At 62.7% G+C, this 19,874-nt stretch carries 23 protein-coding genes; 11 read left to right on the top strand and 12 right to left on the bottom strand.

Annotated features, from left to right (window positions below; translation table 11 throughout):
• Nucleotides 1–16 precede the first annotated feature (16 nt).
• Nucleotides 17–256, bottom strand: a complete 240-nt coding sequence (locus AC5PZ0_RS02775) for a hypothetical protein (protein WP_027592663.1) — start codon at nucleotides 254–256, stop codon at nucleotides 17–19.
• 134 nt (nucleotides 257–390) lie between these two features.
• Between AC5PZ0_RS02775 and nhaR the strand changes: the two genes are divergently transcribed.
• The 3 genes from nhaR to AC5PZ0_RS02760 all read left to right on the top strand — a co-directional run bounded on the left by nhaR (nucleotide 391) and on the right by AC5PZ0_RS02760 (nucleotide 3,360).
• Nucleotides 391–1,284, top strand: a complete 894-nt coding sequence (nhaR, locus tag AC5PZ0_RS02770) for a transcriptional activator NhaR (protein ID WP_085273080.1) — start codon at nucleotides 391–393, stop codon at nucleotides 1,282–1,284.
• 82 nt (nucleotides 1,285–1,366) lie between these two features.
• Nucleotides 1,367–2,578 (top strand): serine/threonine transporter SstT, encoded by a 1,212-nt coding sequence (gene sstT, locus AC5PZ0_RS02765; protein ID WP_027592665.1) that lies wholly within the window; start codon nucleotides 1,367–1,369, stop codon nucleotides 2,576–2,578.
• Between the two features lie 134 nt (nucleotides 2,579–2,712).
• Nucleotides 2,713–3,360: a YceH family protein gene (locus AC5PZ0_RS02760; protein WP_493854262.1), complete on the top strand. Its 648-nt coding sequence runs from the start codon at nucleotides 2,713–2,715 to the stop codon at nucleotides 3,358–3,360.
• A gap of 5 nt (nucleotides 3,361–3,365) precedes the next feature.
• On the opposite strand, the gene AC5PZ0_RS02755 is transcribed toward AC5PZ0_RS02760, so the two are convergent.
• The 9 genes from AC5PZ0_RS02755 to AC5PZ0_RS02715 form a co-directional block, all read right to left on the bottom strand.
• Nucleotides 3,366–3,554 carry a hypothetical protein gene (locus AC5PZ0_RS02755; RefSeq protein WP_027592667.1) on the bottom strand — a complete coding sequence of 63 codons (189 nt, stop codon included), beginning with the start codon at nucleotides 3,552–3,554 and terminating at the stop codon, nucleotides 3,366–3,368.
• A gap of 59 nt (nucleotides 3,555–3,613) precedes the next feature.
• A complete protein-coding gene (ahpF, locus tag AC5PZ0_RS02750; protein ID WP_027592668.1) occupies nucleotides 3,614–5,176 on the bottom strand; it encodes an alkyl hydroperoxide reductase subunit F in 1,563 nt (520 codons plus the stop codon).
• A 124-nt stretch (nucleotides 5,177–5,300) separates the two neighbouring features.
• On the bottom strand, nucleotides 5,301–5,864 hold the full coding sequence (ahpC, locus tag AC5PZ0_RS02745; protein ID WP_027592669.1) for an alkyl hydroperoxide reductase subunit C: 564 nt from the start codon (nucleotides 5,862–5,864) through the stop codon (nucleotides 5,301–5,303).
• 284 nt (nucleotides 5,865–6,148) lie between these two features.
• Nucleotides 6,149–7,504 (bottom strand): glutathione-disulfide reductase, encoded by a 1,356-nt coding sequence (gene gorA, locus AC5PZ0_RS02740; protein WP_265967877.1) that lies wholly within the window; start codon nucleotides 7,502–7,504, stop codon nucleotides 6,149–6,151.
• A 97-nt stretch (nucleotides 7,505–7,601) separates the two neighbouring features.
• Entirely contained in the window at nucleotides 7,602–8,441 is an 840-nt protein-coding gene (galU, locus tag AC5PZ0_RS02735; protein WP_027592671.1) for a UTP--glucose-1-phosphate uridylyltransferase GalU, read from the bottom strand.
• A 47-nt stretch (nucleotides 8,442–8,488) separates the two neighbouring features.
• Nucleotides 8,489–9,850, bottom strand: a complete 1,362-nt coding sequence (locus AC5PZ0_RS02730; RefSeq protein ID WP_493854261.1) for a UDP-glucose dehydrogenase family protein — start codon at nucleotides 9,848–9,850, stop codon at nucleotides 8,489–8,491.
• A 142-nt stretch (nucleotides 9,851–9,992) separates the two neighbouring features.
• Complete coding sequence (locus AC5PZ0_RS02725; protein ID WP_493854260.1) at nucleotides 9,993–10,907, bottom strand: c-type cytochrome; 915 nt, start codon at nucleotides 10,905–10,907, stop codon at nucleotides 9,993–9,995.
• On the bottom strand, nucleotides 10,904–11,554 hold the full coding sequence (locus AC5PZ0_RS02720) for a c-type cytochrome (protein ID WP_186681141.1): 651 nt from the start codon (nucleotides 11,552–11,554) through the stop codon (nucleotides 10,904–10,906). Before AC5PZ0_RS02720 ends, AC5PZ0_RS02725 begins: the two co-directional genes overlap by 4 nt.
• 145 nt (nucleotides 11,555–11,699) lie before the next feature.
• Nucleotides 11,700–12,059 carry a hypothetical protein gene (locus AC5PZ0_RS02715; RefSeq protein WP_027592675.1) on the bottom strand — a complete coding sequence of 120 codons (360 nt, stop codon included), beginning with the start codon at nucleotides 12,057–12,059 and terminating at the stop codon, nucleotides 11,700–11,702.
• A 160-nt stretch (nucleotides 12,060–12,219) separates the two neighbouring features.
• Between AC5PZ0_RS02715 and AC5PZ0_RS02710 the strand changes: the two genes are divergently transcribed.
• The 8 genes from AC5PZ0_RS02710 to csrA all read left to right on the top strand — a co-directional run bounded on the left by AC5PZ0_RS02710 (nucleotide 12,220) and on the right by csrA (nucleotide 17,997).
• Complete coding sequence (locus AC5PZ0_RS02710) at nucleotides 12,220–12,522, top strand: DUF1883 domain-containing protein (RefSeq protein WP_027592676.1); 303 nt, start codon at nucleotides 12,220–12,222, stop codon at nucleotides 12,520–12,522.
• Nucleotides 12,523–12,529: 7 nt separating this feature from the next.
• A complete protein-coding gene (locus AC5PZ0_RS02705; protein WP_265967880.1) occupies nucleotides 12,530–12,700 on the top strand; it encodes a hypothetical protein in 171 nt (56 codons plus the stop codon).
• Nucleotides 12,701–12,751: 51 nt separating this feature from the next.
• The gene (locus AC5PZ0_RS02700) at nucleotides 12,752–13,828 is read left to right on the top strand and encodes an NAD(P)H-dependent flavin oxidoreductase (RefSeq protein WP_493854259.1); all 1,077 of its coding nucleotides are present in this window, start codon (nucleotides 12,752–12,754) and stop codon (nucleotides 13,826–13,828) included.
• A gap of 106 nt (nucleotides 13,829–13,934) precedes the next feature.
• Nucleotides 13,935–14,693, top strand: coding sequence for a molybdate ABC transporter substrate-binding protein (modA, locus tag AC5PZ0_RS02695; protein WP_099428849.1), 759 nt, complete (start codon nucleotides 13,935–13,937; stop codon nucleotides 14,691–14,693).
• On the top strand, nucleotides 14,693–15,373 hold the full coding sequence (modB, locus tag AC5PZ0_RS02690; RefSeq protein ID WP_027592679.1) for a molybdate ABC transporter permease subunit: 681 nt from the start codon (nucleotides 14,693–14,695) through the stop codon (nucleotides 15,371–15,373). The genes modA and modB overlap by 1 nt, the downstream gene beginning before the upstream one ends.
• A gap of 1 nt (nucleotide 15,374) precedes the next feature.
• Nucleotides 15,375–16,466, top strand: a complete 1,092-nt coding sequence (gene modC / locus AC5PZ0_RS02685; protein WP_493854258.1) for a molybdenum ABC transporter ATP-binding protein — start codon at nucleotides 15,375–15,377, stop codon at nucleotides 16,464–16,466.
• Between the two features lie 57 nt (nucleotides 16,467–16,523).
• Nucleotides 16,524–17,546: a DNA topoisomerase IB gene (locus tag AC5PZ0_RS02680; protein WP_493854257.1), complete on the top strand. Its 1,023-nt coding sequence runs from the start codon at nucleotides 16,524–16,526 to the stop codon at nucleotides 17,544–17,546.
• Nucleotides 17,547–17,799: 253 nt separating this feature from the next.
• Nucleotides 17,800–17,997, top strand: a complete 198-nt coding sequence (gene csrA, locus AC5PZ0_RS02675) for a carbon storage regulator CsrA (RefSeq protein WP_023381281.1) — start codon at nucleotides 17,800–17,802, stop codon at nucleotides 17,995–17,997.
• Nucleotides 17,998–18,042: 45 nt separating this feature from the next.
• Here csrA and AC5PZ0_RS02670 read toward each other — a convergent pair whose 3' ends face one another.
• Entirely contained in the window at nucleotides 18,043–18,396 is a 354-nt protein-coding gene (locus AC5PZ0_RS02670) for a response regulator (protein WP_027592682.1), read from the bottom strand.
• An 11-nt stretch (nucleotides 18,397–18,407) separates the two neighbouring features.
• Complete coding sequence (locus AC5PZ0_RS02665; protein WP_342456460.1) at nucleotides 18,408–19,853, bottom strand: ATPase domain-containing protein; 1,446 nt, start codon at nucleotides 19,851–19,853, stop codon at nucleotides 18,408–18,410.
• Between the last annotated feature and the right edge of the window lie 21 nt (nucleotides 19,854–19,874).

Genomic DNA, 19,874 nt, shown 5'->3' with positions numbered 1-19,874 from the left:
GCATCGGGTCTTGGGGTCAGATGTCCTGGGTCTTTTCTTGCTTTTCAACGTCTTTTGGCGGCTGGCCTTCGCTGCCGATGGCATCGCTCAGGGCCTGCTGCGCCGCTTCGTTGGTCTTGTCGATGGCCTGCTTGGCGGACTGGGCGGCCTGGTCGAGCATCTGCTGGGCGGATTTCTCGGCCTGATCGCAGCCGGCCAGGGTGAACAGGGCCAGGGCCAACACCAAAGGCGTGCCAATGGATTTAAGCTGCAACATGGGTTCCTCGCTTGTCGATATTCCGGCGGCGCACGCAGCGCCTGATGGGGTCGCATTCTAAAGAGGCCAATACATCAGGAAAATTCGTATTTTCAGCGGTTATACTTCGATTTTTACGAATCGAGAAAAACCCGATGCTCAACTACCGCCAGTTGCACTACTTCTGGGCCGTGGCCAAGACCGGCAGCATTGCGCGGGCCAGTGAGCAATTGAACCTGACGCCCCAGACCATCAGCGGGCAGATCAGCCTGTTCGAGCAGACCTATGGCCTGGAGCTGTTTCAACGGGTCGGGCGGCAACTGGAGTTGACCGAGACCGGCCGCCAGACGCTGGTGTATGCCGAGCAGATGTTCCAGATCGGCGGCGAGCTCGAAGCCCTGCTGCGTGCCGGCCCACAGGAACAGATCCTGTTCCGTGTGGGCGTGGCCGACGTGGTCCCCAAATCCATCGTCTACCGCCTGCTGGCGCCGACCATGGAGCTGGACGAAGTGCTGCGCATCAACTGCCGCGAAGACAAGCTCGAGCGGCTGCTGGCAGACCTGGCGATCCAGCGCCTGGATTTGGTCATCTCCGACAGCCCGATGCCCAGCCACCTAGACATCAAGGGCTACAGCCAGAAGCTGGGCGAGTGCGGCCTGAGTTTCTTCGCCACCCAGGCCTTGGCACAACGCCATGCCGGCCCCTTCCCGGCCTGCCTGCAAGATGCGCCGCTGTTGATTCCAGGCCAGGAAACCGTGGTGCGCAGCCGCTTGCTGCGTTGGCTGGGCGAGCAACAGGTGCAGCCGCGCATCGTTGGCGAGTTCGACGACAGCGCCTTGATGCAGGCATTCGGGCAATCGGGTAGCGGCATTTTCGTCGCGCCCAGCGTCATCGCCGAGGAGGTGTGCCGCCAGTATGGCGTGCAGTTGATCGGGCAGACCGAGGCGGTGCATGAGTCGTTCTATGCCATCTCAGTGGAGCGCAAGGTCAAGCACCCGGGCATCGTGGCCATTACCGAGGGGGCGCGGCGGGAGCTGTTCCACTGGTAATTTTTCCCACTTCATTGCCGGCAAGCCCTACAGCGGTCTGTGGTAAAGTCCCGCCCTTTCAAAAACCGAGACTGCGCTGCACATGACCCCTGTCTTCCGCCTCCTCAACCGCACCAGCCTGGTGACGCAGATCGTCATCGGCCTGCTCGCGGGCATCGCCCTGGCACTGCTGGCGCCCGACGTCGCCCGCAACCTGGCCTTCCTCGGCAAGGTGTTCGTCAGCGCCCTCAAGGCCGTGGCGCCGATCCTGGTGTTCATCCTGGTCATGGCCTCGATCGCCAACCACCGCCACGGCCAGGAAACCCACATCCGCCCGATCCTGTGGCTGTACCTGCTGGGTACCTTTGCCGCAGCCGTGGTGGCCGTGGTCGCCAGTATGCTGTTCCCTTCGCACCTGGCACTGAGCGCCGGCGACGCCGCCTTGAGTGCGCCGGGCGGCATCACGGAAGTGCTGCAGAACCTGCTGCTGAGCGCCGTCGACAACCCGGTCAATGCCTTGCTCAACGCTAACTTCATCGGCGTGCTGACCTGGGCGATCGGCCTGGGCGTGGCGCTGCGCCATGCCGGCGAAACCACCCGCACTGTGGTCGAGGACCTGTCCAACGGCGTGACCCTGATCGTGCGCGTGGTCATCCGCTTCGCACCGCTGGGCATCTTCGGCCTGGTCAGCGCGACCCTGGCCCAGTCAGGCTTGAACGCTCTGCTCGGCTACTTGCACCTGCTGGCCGTGCTGATTGGCTGCATGCTGTTCGTGGCCCTGGTGATGAACCCGCTGATCGTGTTCTGGAAGATTCGCCGCAACCCGTACCCACTGACGTTGTTGTGCCTGCGCGAAAGCGGTATCACGGCGTTCTTCACCCGCAGCTCGGCCGCCAACATTCCGGTCAACCTGGCACTTTCGGAGCGCCTTGGCCTGCATGAAGACACCTATTCGGTGTCGATCCCACTGGGCGCGACCATCAACATGGCCGGCGCCGCGATCACCATCACCGTGCTGACCCTGGCGGCCGTGCATACCCTGGGTATCCCGGTCGACTTGCCGACTGCGGTGTTGCTGAGTGTGGTGGCAGCGGTCTGCGCGTGCGGCGCTTCGGGCGTGGCTGGTGGTTCGCTGCTGTTGATTCCGCTGGCTTGCAGCCTGTTTGGCATCCCCAGCGAGATCGCCATGCAGGTGGTTGCCGTGGGCTTCATCATTGGCGTGCTGCAGGACTCGGCCGAGACTGCGCTGAATTCTTCGACCGACGTGCTGTTCACGGCGGCGGCGTGCCAGGCTGAAGAGCGACGCGGGGCTTAAGCGTGTTGGGGCCGCTTTGCGGCCCTTTCGACCAGCCCGGAGCCCCGGCAAGGCCGTTCAACAAGCGCTGCCAATTGCCTAATGCAGCGGCTTTACCTACGCTAGTGGCCTTTTCCTCGCAATGAGACTGGGCCATGTCAGAACACGAACCCGCAGGTGAAGGCCGTTTCAACAGCACCGAGATCCGCATTCTCGGCTCGCTGATCGAAAAACAGGCCACCAGCCCGGAAAGCTACCCACTGACTCTCAATGCCCTGGTCCTGGCCTGTAACCAGAAGACCAGCCGCGAGCCGGTGATGAACCTCACCCAAGGCCAGGTCGGCCAGGCCTTGCGCGCACTCGAAGGCCAGGGCATGACACGCTTGCAGATGGGCAGCCGCGCCGACCGCTGGGAGCAACGCGTGGACAAGGCCCTGGAGCTGGTGCCGGCGCAGCTGGTGCTGATGGGCCTGATGTTCCTGCGCGGGCCGCAAACCCTCAACGAGCTGCTCAGCCGCAGCAACCGCCTGCACGACTTCGACGACACTGAACAAATCCAGCACCAGCTGGAGCGCCTGATTTCACGGAATTTAGCTTTGCACCTGCCGCGCCAGGCAGGCCAACGCGAAGACCGCTATACCCATGCGCTGGGTGACCCGGCAGAAATCGAGGCGATTTTGGCTGCGCGCCAGCAGGAGGGGGGCGCCCGCAGCAGTGGCGGCAGTGTTTCGGAGGAGCGCATGGAGGCCTTGGAAGCCCGGATTGCAGCGCTGGAGGCGCGCCTGGCCGAACTCGAAGGCTAAGCCCTTCAGTGCTCGGGGTCGGGGAAGTTGCGGCAGCTTTTGCGCTCGGCCAGTTCTTTATCGCTGGGGCGCTGGTCGACGAACACAGTGCGGCCGTCGGCGTAGATTTCCAGATAGCCCCAGTGCAGGTCCTGCTCCTTTTGCCCGGGCTTGGGTGGCACTAGCCACCAGGGTTCGCGGCTGATCAGGGTCATGGGTGAGATTCCTGAGAGTGTCTGGGGTAATCATAGACACCCTCAGGCTTGCGCTTGGCTTACGCCGGCGCCGAGGTGCGGATCAGGTGATCGAAGGCTGCCAGCGAAGCCTTGGCGCCCTCGCCTACTGCGATGACGATCTGCTTGTACGGCACTGTGGTCACGTCACCGGCGGCAAACACGCCTGGGATGTTGGTCGCGCCCTTGGCATCGACAATGATCTCGCCACGCGGCGACAGCTCGACCGTACCTTTCAGCCAGTCAGTGTTCGGCAGCAGACCGATCTGTACGAAGATGCCCTCCAGCGCCAGGTCATGCAGCTCATCGGTGGTGCGATCCTTGTAGCGCAAACCGGACACTTTCTCACCATTGCCCAGCACTTCGGTGGTCAGCGCACTGGTGATCACCTTCACGTTCGGCAAGCTGTGCAGCTTGCGTTGCAACACGGCGTCAGCACGCAGTTGGCTGTCGAACTCGATCAGCGTCACCTGGGCGACAATGCCGGCCAGGTCGATGGCCGCTTCCACACCAGAGTTGCCGCCGCCGATCACCGCCACACGCTTGCCCTTGAACAGCGGGCCGTCACAGTGCGGGCAGTAGGCCACGCCGCGACCGCGGTATTCCTGTTCACCCGGCACGTTCATTTCGCGCCAGCGGGCACCGGTGGCCAGGATCACGGTCTTGGCCTTGAGCGAGGCACCACCGGCCAGGCGTACTTCGTGCAGACCGCCGTCGGTGGCAGGGATCAACGCCTCACCGCGCTGCAGGTTCATGATGTCGACGTCGTACTGCTTGACGTGTTCTTCCAGCGCGGTGGCCAGCTTCGGCCCTTCGGTTTCCTGCACTGAAATGAAGTTTTCGATGGCCAGGGTGTCGAGCACCTGCCCACCAAAGCGCTCGGCGGCAACACCGGTGCGGATGCCTTTACGCGCGGCATAGATCGCCGCCGCGGCGCCAGCAGGGCCACCACCGACCACCAATACGTCGAATGCGTCCTTGGCGTTGATCTTCTCGGCCTGGCGGGTGCCGGCGCTGGTGTCGATCTTGCCCAGAATCTCTTCCAGGCCCATGCGGCCCTGGCCAAACACTTCGCCGTTCAGGTAAACGCTCGGCACCGCCATGATCTTGCGCGCTTCGACTTCGTCCTGGAACAGCGCGCCATCAATGGCCACATGGCGCACGTTGGGGTTGAGCACCGCCATCAGGTTCAGCGCCTGGACCACGTCCGGGCAGTTCTGGCACGACAGCGAGAAGTAGGTTTCGAAGGTGAATTCGCCTTGCAGCCCTTGGATCTGCTCGATCACGTCGGCGCTGGCCTTGGACGGGTGGCCGCCGACTTGCAGCAGCGCAAGCACCAGGGAGGTGAATTCGTGGCCCATGGGGATGCCGGCGAAACGCAGGCTGATGTCAGCCCCCGGGCGGTTGAGCGAGAACGAAGGACGACGGGCGTCGCTTCCGTCCGCGCGCAGGGTAATCAGGTTCGACAGGCCGGCGATTTCCACCAGCAGGTCGTGCAGTTCGCGGGACTTCGCGCCGTCGTCGAGGGAGGCAACGATCTCGATCGGCTGGGTGACCCGCTCCAGGTAGGTTTTCAGTTGCGATTTAAGCGTGGCGTCCAACATACGGGCGATTCCTTTTTCAATCTTCAGATACAAAAACGCCCAGGCAGTAGCGCCCGGGCGTTTGGCGGGGCGGTAGGTACTTCAGCTTTGGCGGCTGCTTACCGCCCGCGACTGGCGCACGACCTTAGATCTTGCCAACCAGGTCCAGCGACGGTGCCAGGGTGGCTTCGCCTTCTTTCCACTTGGCCGGGCAGACTTCGCCTGGGTGGGCGGCAACGTACTGGGCAGCCTTGACCTTGCGCAGCAGCTCGCTGGCGTCACGGCCTACACCACCGTCGTTGAGTTCGACGATCTTGATCTGGCCTTCTGGGTTGATCACGAAGGTACCGCGATCGGCCAGGCCGGCTTCTTCGATCAGTACGTCGAAGTTGCGCGAGATGATGTGGGTCGGGTCACCGATCAGCGGGTATTCGATCTTGCCGATGGTGTCCGAAGTGTCGTGCCAGGCTTTGTGGGTGAAGTGGGTGTCGGTGGACACGCCGTAGATCTCGACGCCCAGCTTCTGGAACTCGGCGTAGTTATCAGCGAGGTCACCCAGTTCGGTTGGGCAGACGAAGGTGAAGTCAGCCGGGTAGAAGAACACGACAGACCACTTGCCTTTCAGGTCGGCTTCGCTGACCTGGACGAACTCGCCTTTGTGGTAGGCAGTGGCGTTGAACGGTTTGACTTGGCTGTTGATGATAGGCATGAGAGACGCTCCTTCATGGGGTTGGAATCAGTTGATGGAGAGAATCCTAACCGTTCATCCCATTGAAGGCTCATTGGCAAAGCTGATGCTGGTGATTGGTTTTGGCTATAACCAAGGTTTATTAATAGAAGAGATTGCGCTGAACAACGCAGCTGCTGCTTGTGCAGCAGAACCCTGTGGGAGCGGGTTTACCCGCGAACACCGGCAAAGCCGGTGCCATACACCGCGTTGTATTCTTCGCGGGTAAACCCGCTCCCACAGGGTGGTGTCGTCACACGCGATTATCAGCGGGTAACGGTACGCATGGTCACGAACTCTTCGGCCGCCGTCGGGTGCACACCGATGGTCTCGTCGAACTGCTGCTTGGTCGCCCCGGCCTTCAGCGCAATCCCCAGGCCCTGGACGATCTCACCGGCATCCGGCCCAACCATGTGGCAACCCAGGACCTTGTCGGTCTCGGCATCGACCACCAGCTTCATCAGGGTCTTTTCCTGGATGTCGGTAAGGGTCAGCTTCATGGCCCGGAAACGGCTCTCGAAGATCTGCACCTTATGCCCGGCTTCCAGCGCCTGCTCTTCGGTCAGGCCGACGGTACCGATCGGCGGCTGGCTGAACACTGCGGTGGGGATGTTCTGGTAGTCCACCGGGCGGTACTGCTCGGGCTTGAACAACCGCCGTGCAACGGCCATGCCCTCGGCCAGGGCCACGGGGGTAAGCTGCACCCGGCCGATCACATCGCCGATGGCGAGGATCGATGGCGCAGTGGTCTGGTACTGGTCGTCAACGCGAATGTAGCCGCGGGCATCCAGCTCGACGCCGGTGTTTTCCAGGCCCAGGTTGTCCAGCATCGGCCGGCGACCGGTGGCGTAGAACACGCAGTCGGCAACCAGCTCGCGGCCGTCCTTGAGGGTGGCCTTGAGGCTGCCGTCATCCAGCTTGTCGATACGCTGGATGTCCGCGTTGAACTGCAGATCGAGGCCGCGTTTTTCCAGCTCTTCTTTCAGGTGCGTGCGCACCGAGCCGTCGAAGCCACGCAGGAACAGGTCGCCGCGGTACAGCAAGGTGGTGGCGGCACCCAGGCCCTGGAAGATGCCGGCAAACTCGACGGCAATGTAACCACCGCCCACCACCAGCACACGGCGTGGCAATGCCTTGAGGTAGAACGCCTCGTTGGAGGTGATGGCCAGTTCCTTGCCTGGGATGTCTGGCACCTGCGGCCAGCCACCGGTGGCGATGAGGATGTGCTCGGCCGTGTAGCGCTGGCCATCGACGTCCACTTCGTTGGCGCCGGTGAGCCGTGCATGGCCTTGCAACAAGGTCACCCCGCTGTTGACCAGCAGGTTACGGTAGATGCCGTTGAGGCGCTCGATTTCCCGGTTCTTGTTGGCAATCAAGGTGCCCCAGTCGAAATGCCCTTCTTCCAGGGTCCAGCCGAAGCCTGCGGCTTGTTCCAGCTCGTCAGCGACGTGCGCGCCATACACCAGCAGCTTTTTCGGCACGCAGCCGACGTTGACGCAGGTACCGCCCAGGTAGCGGCTCTCGGCCACTGCCACTTTCGCGCCAAAGCCCGCGGCAAAGCGCGCGGCGCGCACACCGCCGGACCCGGCACCAATCACGAACAGATCAAAATCGTAGGCCATTTATTCAGTCTCCTAGGCTGGCGCCCAGCATACCGCCGTTGGCCGCCGCAAACAAAAAAGCCACCCCGAAGGGTGGCTCTCAGACCTGCCAGGCTTATCAGTAAGCCTTGCCCGTCTTGTAGTAGTTCTCGAAGCAGAAGTTGGTCGCGTCGATGTAGCCTTCGGCGCCACCGCAGTCGAAACGCTTGCCCTTGAACTTGTAGGCGATCACGCAGCCATCTTTGGCCTGCTGCAGCAGGGCGTCGGTGATCTGGATTTCACCGCCTTTGCCCGGCTTGGTGTTGGCGATGATATCGAAGATATCCGGGGTCAGGATGTAGCGACCAATGATCGCCAGGTTCGATGGCGCGTCTTCAGGGGCCGGTTTTTCGACCATGTCGGTAACGCGGAAGATGTCGTCGCGGATCATCTCGCCGGCGATCACACCGTACTTGTTGGTTTCCTGCGGGTCGACTTCCTGAATGGCAACGATCGAGCAGCGGTACTGCTTGTACAGTTTGACCATCTGGGTCAGAACACCGTCACCTTCCGGGTTGACGCACAGGTCATCGGCCAGGACGACGGCGAACGGTTCGTCGCCGATCAGCGGGCGGCCGGTGAGGATCGCGTGGCCCAGGCCCTTCATTTCGGTCTGACGGGTGTAGGAGAAAGAGCACTCGTTGAGCAGACGACGGATGCCGACCAGGTATTTTTCCTTGTCGGTGCCCTTGATCTGGTTTTCCAGCTCGTAGCTGATGTCGAAGTGGTCTTCCAAGGCACGCTTGCCACGGCCAGTCACGATGGAGATCTCGTTCAGCCCGGCATCCAGCGCTTCCTCAACGCCATACTGGATCAGCGGCTTGTTGACCACCGGCAGCATTTCCTTGGGCATGGCTTTGGTAGCGGGCAGGAAGCGGGTGCCGTAGCCGGCGGCCGGGAACAAGCATTTTTTGATCATATACGTCCTTAACGAAGGCTAGGCCTGTGGAATTCGGCGCAGTCTAATCAGGCGGCAGTCACCTTACAATGCCCCACCTGAGGCCGACCGATGCCATGATAGAGATAACCCAGTGTAGATAGTTCCTGAGCATCGTAAATATTGCGACCATCGAATACCACTGGCATGCGCATAAGCCCCCGCACCCGTAGGAAATCCGGCTGCCTGAATTGCTTCCATTCGGTCACCAGTACCAGGGCGTCCGCGCCTTCGACGCAGGCGTAAGGGTCTTCGCTCAGGCGCAGTTGGCCAGTGGCCAAGGCGTGCGGGTAGCGCCCTGCCATGCCGCCCAGCGCCACCGGGTCGCAGGCCTGTACCCGCGCACCGGCCGCCAGCAAGGCGTCGATCAGTACCAGGCTGGGCGCCTCGCGCAGGTCGTCGGTACCGGGTTTGAAGGCCAACCCCCACAGCGCCACGCTACGCCCACGCATGAAGCCGCCAAAATGCTGGTGCAGCGCCTTGAACAGCAAGGTCTTCTGCGCTTCGTTACGGGCTTGCACCGCCTGCAGGATACCCGCCGGGTAGCCAAGCTGCTCGGCGGTGCGGATCAGCGCCCGGACATCCTTGGGGAAGCATGAGCCGCCATAGCCACACCCGGCATAGATGAAATGGCTGCCGATGCGCCGGTCGCTGCCAATGCCTCGTCGCACCTGCTCGATATCCACGTCCAGCTGCGCGCAAAGCCCGGCCAGCTCGTTGATGAAGGAGATCTTGGTGGCCAGAAAGGCATTGGCGGCGTATTTGCTGAATTCGGCGGCGCGCGGCGCCATCAACAGGATGCGTTCACGGTTACGCACAAACGGCGCATACAGCCGCTGCAGGCACTGGCTGGCGGCTGCGCTGTCGGTGCCGATGAGGATGCGGTCCGGGCGCATGAAGTCTTCGAGGGCGCTACCCTCCTTGAGAAACTCGGGGTTGCTCGCCACCTCGACAACGAAGCCTGCGCCACGCTCGCGCAGGCCAAGCGCAATGTGCCGGGCTACGCGTTCCGCGGTGCCTACGGGAACAGTCGACTTGTTTACCACCAGGCACGGGTGGGTCAGGTGCCGCCCCAGGCTGTCGGCCACGGCCAGCACATGCTGCAGGTCGGCGGAGCCGTCTTCCTGGCTCGGTGTGCCCACTGCGATGAACACCACCTCGGCGGCGGCCAGGGCTAGCTGCCAGTCATCGCTGAAGGCCAGCCGGCCCGCCTGCATGGCGCTGTGCAACAGCGCCTGCAGGCCTGGCTCGTGGATCGGGCAGTGGCCTTGGCGCAGTTGCATCAGGCGCTGCGGGTCGCGTTCCAGGCAGACCACGCGATTGCCCATTTCGGCAAAACAGGCCGCCGTCACCAAACCAACATACCCCGCCCCGATCACACAGAGTTCCATGGCCGCGCTCCTTGAGGATGATGGCGGCCATTGCAACCCGGCAGTGGTTGCAGGGCGGTGACGGGTAGATGACAAAAACGGTTGTTGCCTGTGCTGGCCTCCTCGTGGGAAAGCCCGCGAAGAGGCCAGCACAGCAACCCCGTCAGCTACCGGTTCCCTGCCCGATCAGCACCCCCTCGACCTTCTGCCCATACAGGTTCACCCCGTCATTGGCATGAAACTTCAGCCGCGTCTTCTCGATAGAGCCCTCCACCAACCGCGGGTCCTGCGGGCGCTCATGGCGGTTGATCCATGCCGCCACATCCCAGGCCTGTTCATCGCTCAGGCTGCCAGGCTTGCCCAGCGGCATGTTGTATTTGATGAAGGACGCCGCCGTATTGATACGGTGCATCCCGGCCCCCCAGTTGTAGGAATTCTTGCCCCACAGCGGCGGCATCACATACTCGCCGGCCACCTGCTGCCCTTCCCCATTGTCGCCGTGGCAAATCGCACATTGGTCACGGTAGACCTGCTGGCCACGCTTGAAGTCGTAGCCACCCTTGGGCTGAGGGACATCCGGGTAGCCGCGCCCGGCGATCTCCACGCCTGTCGGCGCCTTGGTCGACAACCAGTAGGCATACACCGACAACGCCGTCATCTGCGGGCTGTCAGCTGCCGGTGGCTTGCCATTCATGCTGAACTGGAAACACCCCTGAATGCGCTCGGCATAGGTGTTGACCTTGTCGTTTTTCTTGCGATACGCCGGGTACATCGGATACGCACCCCACATCGGCGCGGAGTGGGCCAGGCGCCCCTGATCAAGGTGGCAGTTGCTGCAGTTCATGCCGTTGCCCACGGCTTCGGGCATCAGCCGCCGGGTATCGACAAACAGCGCATGGCCCTGGCGGACCATCTTGCCAAAGGCATTGTCCGGCAACTCGCTCTCGGCTGGCGGCACGAACTGGGGCGCGGCCTGCACGCCCGGCACTTTCAACTGCGACTGGTCTTCCATGGCGATCGGGGCTGCCTGGGCACTGCCCATTGCCAGCAGCAGCACGGCTGGAATCATCGGCTTCATGGCGTGACCTCCGGGTGGGCGGGACGGGCGAAGAACGCGGCAATCGCCTTGACCTCGTCATCGGTCATGGCCTTGGCCACGCCGACCATCAGTTGGTTGGGGTCATTGCTGCGGCTGCCGTCGCGCCAGGCATTCAGTTGGGCTACCAGGTAAGCCGCAGGCTGGCCTGCCAGCGGTGGGAAATGCTCACCCACGCCGCTGCCGCCTGGGCCGTGGCATTGCACACACCCCGGAATCTGCCGCCCCCAGTCGCCATACAGTGCCAGGCGCGTGGTGGGGTCATCGGCTATCTGCTGGCGGCGCAGATCGGCTGCTGGCTCAGCCGGGAGGCTGGCCAGGTAGGCACTGACGGCTTTGATTTCGTCGTCGCTCAGGGCCTTGGCAAGCGGTTCCATGACCGGCTGCTTGCGGGTGCCATTGCGCCAATCCTGCAATTGCTTGCTGAGGTAACCGGCCGGCAGGCCGGCCAAGCGAGGGAACCCGGCAGCGGCAATGCCCTTGCCGTCTGGGCCATGGCAACCTATACAGGCCATGGCGGCGGGGTTCGCCCCGCCCTGGGTGAAGATCTTCTGGCCATCGGCGGCATGCGCCGTGGGCCAGGCCAGGATCAGCAGGCTGCCGATCACGACTCGACTCAACGGGGTCATCACGAATCTCCATTTCTTTTGTTATAAGCTTAGGCTTAAAAAACATAAGCAAATGGATACTAGACCCGTAGGGCAAGTCGCAACAACGCCAACACCTACCAGGTGACAGCTATTGGCCTTTTAACCGCGCATCCGTTGCGCCAGATCAATGGCCAGAAATGCACTGCGTCGCTGCGGTGCGCACATCACCCAGGCGCAACGGGAAGTTGTTCAACCGTTCATGCAATTTGATGCTGCTGCCGCTGCCACGCGAGTCGATATCGACCAGTGCCGCCGGCCCAGCCCCGGCCGTGAGCTTTTGCGGGACGATCAGGCGCAAGCCATCACCGCGTTGCTCCTCGACCAACGGATCACGGGTATCGGCCAGCTTCTGCTTGACGCAATCGGCGTATTCACGCGGTGTCTTGCCAGACATCACATCCAGCGTTTCGTGCGACTGCTCAAGCTCCGAAACGCTGACACAGCCCCCAAGCCCCAGGAACAACGCCGCCACCATCCACTTCATTTGCAGCACCTCTGCCATCAAGAATCCAGTTCGACCACAGCCAGGCCTGTTTGCTCCCTGCTTTGGCAGAATTATCTACGCCTGGCCATCGAGCGCGGCAGCTTAGCGTGACATCGTGGTATCTTTCGCCTTTGCAGATCCAAACCTTGCGGAGCATCACATGAAATTCGTACACCAGCGCGAGCACCTCAACGAGGACGATATCGTCGTCATCGAGTGCTCCCAGCGCTGCAACATCCGCCTGATGAACGACGCCAACTTCCGCAGCTTCAAAAATGGCGGTCGACACACCTACCATGGTGGTGCCTTCGACAAGTTCCCGGCCAAGATCACCGTTCCAAGTACCGGTTTCTGGAACATCACCCTCGATACCGTGACCACGCGCCCGATCTCGGTAACGCGCAAGCCGACCTTGACCCACAAGATCAAGATCATCCGTCGCTCGTCGTCGAAACTCAGATAAGACCGCCATGACCCAGACCATCAAGTACGTCATCAAATACAAAATCGACGGCGAGCGCCGTTGGGATTTCGCACTCATGAGCGATGCTTCCCAGGAGCAGGCGCTGCAAGCGCTGCGCAAGATCCACGGCGAAGACGCCGAAAAGATCAGCGACATCCAGGTCAGCAAGGCCCTGTAAACGCCCCGCAGGTACTGCCGCACCGATCACGCCGCCCGCAAGGAGACCCGCATGAGCCCTTGGCCCGACCGCCGTATTCTCGATCTGCTGGGCATTGAAGTGCCTATTCTGCAGGCGCCGATGGCAGGTGCGACGGGCTCGGCCATGGCCATTGCCGTGGGCGCTGCGGGCGGCCTTGGCGCACTGCCCTGCGCCATGTTGAGCAGTGACCAGGTACGTGATGAGATCGAAGCGTTCCGCGCCGGCTGCCCTGGGCGGCCGCTGAACCTGAACTTCTTCTGCCACCAACCACCACCGCCCGACGCGATCCGCGAGGCGCGCTGGAAGCAGGTACTCAAGCCTTACTACAGCGAGGTGGGTGCCGATTTCGACGCCCCTACGCCGGTCTCCAACCGTGCGCCGTTCGATGAGCAAAGCTGCCAGCTGGTCGAACAGTTGCGCCCTGAAGTGGTGAGCTTTCACTTCGGCCTGCCCGAGCCCCACCTGCTGCAACGGGTCAAGGCCAGTGGCGCCAAGGTGCTGTCCAGTGCTACCACGGTGGCAGAAGCACTGTGGCTGGAGCGCAACGGCTGTGACGCGATCATTGCCATGGGCTATGAAGCGGGCGGCCATCGCGGCATGTTCCTCAGCGAAGACATCACCAGCCAGATTGGCACCTTCGCCCTGGTGCCACAGATCGTCGACGCGGTCACGGTGCCGGTGATTGCAGCCGGGGGCATCGCCGACCACCGTGGCCTGGTCGCGGCCCTTGCGTTGGGCGCATCGGCCGTGCAGATCGGCACGGCCTACCTGTTCTGCCCCGAGGCCAAGGTGTCTGCGGCCCACCGCCGCGCGCTGGACACCGCGCCCGCCAGCGACACGGCCCTGACCAACCTGTTCACCGGCCGCCCAGCGCGGGGCATCAACAACCGCATCATGCGTGAGCTGGGGCCGATGAGCGACCTGGCACCGCGCTTCCCGCTGGCAGGTGGCGCGCTGATGCCACTGCGTGCAATCACCGACCCGCAAGGCAACAGCGACTTCAGCAACCTGTGGTCGGGCCAGGCGCTGCGCTTAGGCAGGCACATGCCGGCAGCTGAACTGACCCAGGAAATTGCCAGCAAGGCACTGCAAACGCTATCGCGTTGAACAGCACTTGCAGGCCATTACCGTCGTCGTCGTCCAGCCCCCTTCCCGGCCAATGGCCTATCGCTATATAGTTCACGCTATAACGATAACCCAAGGAGCTGTCTTCATGCGTATCCGCCCATTCCACCTGGCCGCCACTGCACTGGCCAGCCTGATCTGCCTTAACACTGCCTGGGCCGACGAAGTCCAGGTCGCGGTCGCAGCGAACTTCACAGCCCCCATCCAGGCCATAGCCAAAGACTTTGAAAAGGACACCGGCCACACGCTGGTCGCCGCCTATGGTGCTACCGGGCAGTTCTACGCCCAGATCAAGAATGGCGCGCCGTTCGAAGTGTTCCTCGCCGCCGACGACAGCACCCCGGCCAAGCTCGAGCAGGAAAAGGAAATCGTCCCAGGCTCGCGTTTCACCTACGCCATCGGCACCCTGGCCCTGTGGTCGGCGAAAGAAGGTTACGTGGATGCCAAGGGGGACGTGCTGAAGCAGAACACGTACAAGCACCTGTCCATCGCCAACCCTAAAGCCGCCCCCTACGGCCTGGCGGCGACCCAGGTGCTCGACAAGCTGAAACTGACCGAGGCCACCAAGGGCAAGATCGTCGAAGGGCAGAACATCACCCAGGCCTTCCAGTTCGTGTCCACCGGCAATGCCGAGCTGGGCTTCGTCGCGCTGTCGCAGATCTACAAGGACGGCAAAGTCACCAGCGGCTCGGCCTGGATCGTGCCATCCAACCTGCACGACCCGATCCGCCAGGACGCTGTGATCCTCAACAAAGGCAAGGACAGTGCCGCTGCCAAGGCGCTGGTCGAGTACCTGAAAGGCCCGAAAGCCGCCGCGGTAATCAAATCCTACGGTTATGAGCTCTGATGCCACTGGACGCCAGTGACCTGGGTGCCATCTGGCTGACCATCAAACTGGCCAGCCTGACCACCTTGATCCTGCTGATCGTCGGCACGCCCATCGCCTGGTGGCTGGCGCGCACGCGCTCTTGGCTGCGCGGGCCGGTGGGCGCGGTGGTGGCCCTGCCGCTGGTGCTGCCACCGACGGTCATCGGCTTCTACCTGCTGATCGCCCTCGGCCCCCATGGCTGGCTTGGCCAGGCCACCCAGGCATTGGGCCTGGGCAGCGTGGTATTCAGCTTCAGCGGGTTGGTGATCGGCTCGGTGATTTACTCCATGCCCTTTGTGGTGCAGCCCTTGCAAAACGCCTTTGGCGCGATCGGCCAACGGCCGCTGGAAGTCGCTGCCACCCTGCGCGCCAGCCCATGGGACACCTTCGTCCATGTGGTGCTGCCGCTGGCCCGCCCCGGGTTCATCACCGCCAGCATTTTGGGCTTTGCCCATACCGTCGGCGAGTTCGGCGTGGTGCTGATGATCGGTGGCAATATCCCCGACAAAACCCGCGTGGTCTCGGTGCAGATCTTCGATCACGTCGAGGCCATGGAGTATGCGCAAGCCCACTGGCTGGCCGGTGCCATGCTGGTGTTCTCGTTCTTGGTGCTGCTCCTGCTGTACGCTGGGCGCCGCGGCAAAGCTGGCTGGAGCTGAAATGACTGCATCGATTGTGGCGCGGCTGAAACTGGCACGCGACGACTTTACCCTGGATGTCGACCTGCAACTGCCAGGGCGCGGGATCAGCGCGTTGTTCGGCCACTCCGGGTCTGGTAAAACCTCCTGCCTGCGCTGCCTGGCAGGGCTGGAGCGCGCCGCCAGCGCCTACATCGAAGTCAATGGCGAGGTCTGGGAAGACAGCAGCCGCGGCTATTTTCAAGCGCCTCACCTGCGCCCGGTGGGCTATGTATTCCAAGAAGCCAGCCTGTTCCCGCACTTGTCGGTGCGCGGCAACCTGGAATTTGGCTGGCGCCGGGTCGCACCAACCGAGCGCAAGGTCAGCCTCGAACAGGCGTGCCAGTTGCTGGGCATCGGCCACCTGCTCGCACGTCGGCCCGCCACGTTGTCCGGCGGTGAGGCGCAGCGCGTCGGTATCGCCCGCGCGCTGCTGAGCAGCCCACGGCTGTTGTTGATGGACGAGCCGTTGGCTGCCCTCGATGGGCCGCGCAAGCGCGAAATCCTGCCGTACCTGGAGCGCCTGCATGACGAGCTGGATATTCCGCTGGTGTATGTCAGCCATGCCCAGGACGAAGTAGCGCGCCTTGCCGACCACCTGGTGCTGCTGGAGCAAGGCCAGGCCGTGGCCAGCGGCCCGATTGGCGAAACGCTTGCACGCCTGGACCTGTCGCTGGCCCAGGGCGAAGATGCCGGGGTGGTGTTCGAAGGCTTGGTAGTCGGGCATGACCCCAACTACGACCTGCTCGACCTGCGCCTGCCCGGCAGCGGCGCGCCGATACTGCGCATCGCCCACCCCGCTCACGTCATGGGCAGCACCCTGCGGGTAAAGGTGCAGGCGCGCGACGTGAGCCTGGCCCTGACGGCAGACAGCGCCTCCAGCATTCTCAACCGGCTACCGGTGCAGGTGCGCGAAACCCGCCCGGCAGACAATCCGGCCCATGTGCTGGTGAGCCTGGATGCCGGGGGCAATGCCTTGCTGGCGCGCATCACCCGCTTCTCGGCAGACCAGCTTGGCCTACACCCAGGCCAGGCCCTGGTCGCCCAGATCAAATCGGTGGCTTTATTGGGCTGAGCAACCCTGACGCGGCCGTTGTCCATTGATCAGAGACCTGATCGAGGCCTGCCGCCAATGCTCGACTGCCCCCTGCCCCGCACCCTGCATTACGTTGACGACAGCCAACCGGGCCTGAGCCGACGGCGCTGGCGCGACCGCTTCATCTACCTGGACATCGAGGGGCAGCGGGTTCGCGACGCCGACACCCTCGCACGCATTGCCGCACTGGTGATCCCTCCGGCCTATAGCGATGTGTGGATCTGCGCTGACCCGCAAGGCCATCTGCAAGCCACCGGCCGCGACGCCCGTGGCCGCAAGCAGTACCGCTACCATGAGCAATGGCGCGAACTGCGCGACCAGCACAAATACGGGCGCATGTTGGCATTTGCCCAGGCACTGCCGAAATTGCGCTCGCAACTGGAGACCCACCTGGCCAGACCGGGCCTGGACCGGGAAAAGGTGATGGCACTGGTCGTCAGCCTGCTGGACCACACCCTGATCCGCATCGGCAACCAGCGTTACCTGCGTGACAACCAGTCATACGGGTTGACCACGCTGCGCAACCGTCACGTCAAGGTGCAAGGCGGCACCATCCGCTTCCAGTTCCGTGGCAAGCGCGGCGTCGAGCACGATGTCACCTTGCACGACAGGCGCCTGGCCAACCTACTCAAGCGCTGCATGGAGCTGCCGGGCCAAGCGCTGTTCCAGTACCTCGACGAAGAGGGGCAACGCCACAGCATCGGTTCCAGCGATATCAACCAGTTCTTGCAGGCGCTTACTGGCGCTGACTTTACCGCCAAAGACTACCGCACCTGGGCTGGCAGCAGCCTTGCGCTGAACCTGCTCAGGCCGCTGGCCTGGGAGCCGGAAACCGAAGCGAAACGCCAGGTCGCTGCCATCGTCAAGCAGGTCGCCACGCGCCTGGGCAATACCCCAGCGGTATGCCGGCGCTGCTACATCCACCCAGCCGTGCTGGAACACTTTGCCCTCGGCCGCCTGGCCAGCTTGCCCCGCAAACGTAATCGCAAAGGCCTGGATCCAGAAGAAGTGGCGCTGTTGTTATTTCTACAGGCGCTGGAGGAACAGGACGATCATTGACACTGTCTATTTAGGCCATGATGCAGAGAAATTTCCCATCCGGGCTGAACCCCCCTATTCTTGCCACCGAGCACCTTCGCCGGGACACCGCTTGCGGCAGTTACCGGCGCCTGCACCTGAAGATACGCAACAGAATTTGTCTGTCGGGGAATTCCTATCCGCCGAAAGCGTCTTTAATGAGAAGGAAGAGGGACTGGCTCCCACCGCCGCGGCAATTAGCCCGACGGATTTCAACATTACCAAGGAGAACTACATGCTGATACTCACCCGTAAGGTTGGCGAAAGCATCGTCATCAACGATGACATCAAAGTCACCATTCTGGGCGTCAAAGGGATGCAGGTGAGGATTGGCATCGATGCACCGAAAGATGTTCAGGTGCACCGCGAAGAGATCTTCAAGCGTATCCAGGCTGGCAACCCAGCCCCGGAAAAACACGACGACTCGCACTGAACACACTGCCTCAAGCCGCACGGACGCGCTTGATCGACCTGCGCCTCAGGTGCCCAGCAGTTCGCGCACCTTGGCGATCATCCTGTCCATATCGAAGGGCTTGTCGAACACCGCGGCGAACAGCTCCGGGCATCCTTGGCTGGCCTGCGCGCCGCTCATGAGAATGACCGGCAAGTCGCTTAGCTGCAGCTCATCGCGCATCCTGCGTGCCAGCTCTTCACCATTGAGCAATGGCATCATGTAGTCGGTGATCACCAGCTCGACGCGTTTTTCCTTCAGTGCTTCCAGCGCCTTCAGGCCATTGCTCGCCTTTTCCACCAGATAACCTTCATCCTCCAGGGCAAAGCCGAGGATGTCGGCGATCAGGTATTCGTCATCGACGATCAGAATGGTGTTCATCAGCCGCCCCGTCACCCGCCCCCTTGCTGCACTGGCGTCCCCGAGAGCACGCCGCTGGCGCCCTCGAAGGCCTTGCGCAAGGTAATGCCCTGCGGGCCGAGCAACAGCTCGTGCAGCGCGGGGTCATGGTGGCTGTCACGCACCTTGAGAATCGACAGCATGCGCCGCAGCTGGGAATCCAGTTCGACGAAACGCATCAGCATCAAGTTGTCGACGATGCTCGACAGGTCCGGTGCCGGGGCCATGATTTCCGACCCGAACATGTCACGCATCTCCCAGGTCAGCAGCACACTGACGTCTCGCGCCCGCAACTCGCCGGTCAAGGCGCGGAAAAACGCGTTGAGCCGAGTCGGGTCGATTGCCAGACGGCTGAAGGCGCCCAAGCTGTCGATCACCACACGCTTGCTGCCTTGTGCCTCGATATGCTCAAGCAAGCGCGCACCAACCTGGTCCAGCAAACCCTCCGTGGTGGGCTGCCAGCACATCTGCAGCGCACCTTCGCGTTCCAGAGCGGCAAAATCGTAGCCCAGCGATGCCGCCTTGAGGCGCAGGCGTTCGGGCGTTTCGTAGAAGCCGAAATGCACACCAGGGGCTTCTTTCGTGCACGCGCTAAGGAAGGCCAGGCCCAGGGACGTCTTGCCGATACCGGAGGGCCCCATGATGAGGCTGACCGAGCCTGTGGCCAGCCCGCCGTCGAGCATCCCATCCAGGCTCGGAATACCCGAAGAAACACGGCTCAGGCTGGCGCTGCCCAAGTGGCTGGGGTGGCTGAACAGCGATTCCAGACGTGGAAAAACATGCATGCCCACTTCATCGATCAAGCATTCATGGCGCCCCGACAGGGCTGCGCTACCACGCGTCTTGCGCAGTTGAATATGGCGCACGGCACGGCTGCCCACCAGTTGCTCACCCAGCTCGATCACGCCATCGACCATGGTGTGCTCCGGGCTGCCCTCGTCCAGCCGGGCGCTGGTCAACAACAGCAGGGTGCAGCCGGCAAAGGCCGCGTGGCCTTGCAGTTCCGACACGAATTTCTTGGTGTCCAGGGTCGTTTCGGCGCGCACGCGGGCATTGAGCACCCCATCGACGATCAGCAGGCTGGCCTGCTGCCGGTTGATTTCCTGGCGCAGCAGCTTGACCACGGCATCGAGCCCTTCCTGCTCCAGGGTATCGAAGGCACTGACAAACTGGATCTGGTCGCCCACCAGGGTCGGATCAAAAAACGCCAGCGTCCCAAGGTATTGGAACAGCCGCTCGTGCGATTCACTGAGCAACGTCGCCACCAACACCCTGCCGCCACCCTGTACGTGGCCACAGGCCAACTGATTGGCGAGGATGGTTTTGCCCGCGCCAGGCGGGCCTTGAATGATGTAGGACGCGCCCGCGACCAGCCCGCCCTTGAGCAGGGCATCGAGCCCTTCGATCCCCGTCACCAGCCGCTTGAGTGCTTGTGCCATGGTGTGTACCTGTAGGTTGGC

It is taken from the genome of Pseudomonas sp. 5.2 (assembly GCF_059025405.1).
Note: the sequence above shows the minus strand (reverse complement) of the source record. Positions and strands in the feature narration are given on the sequence as shown.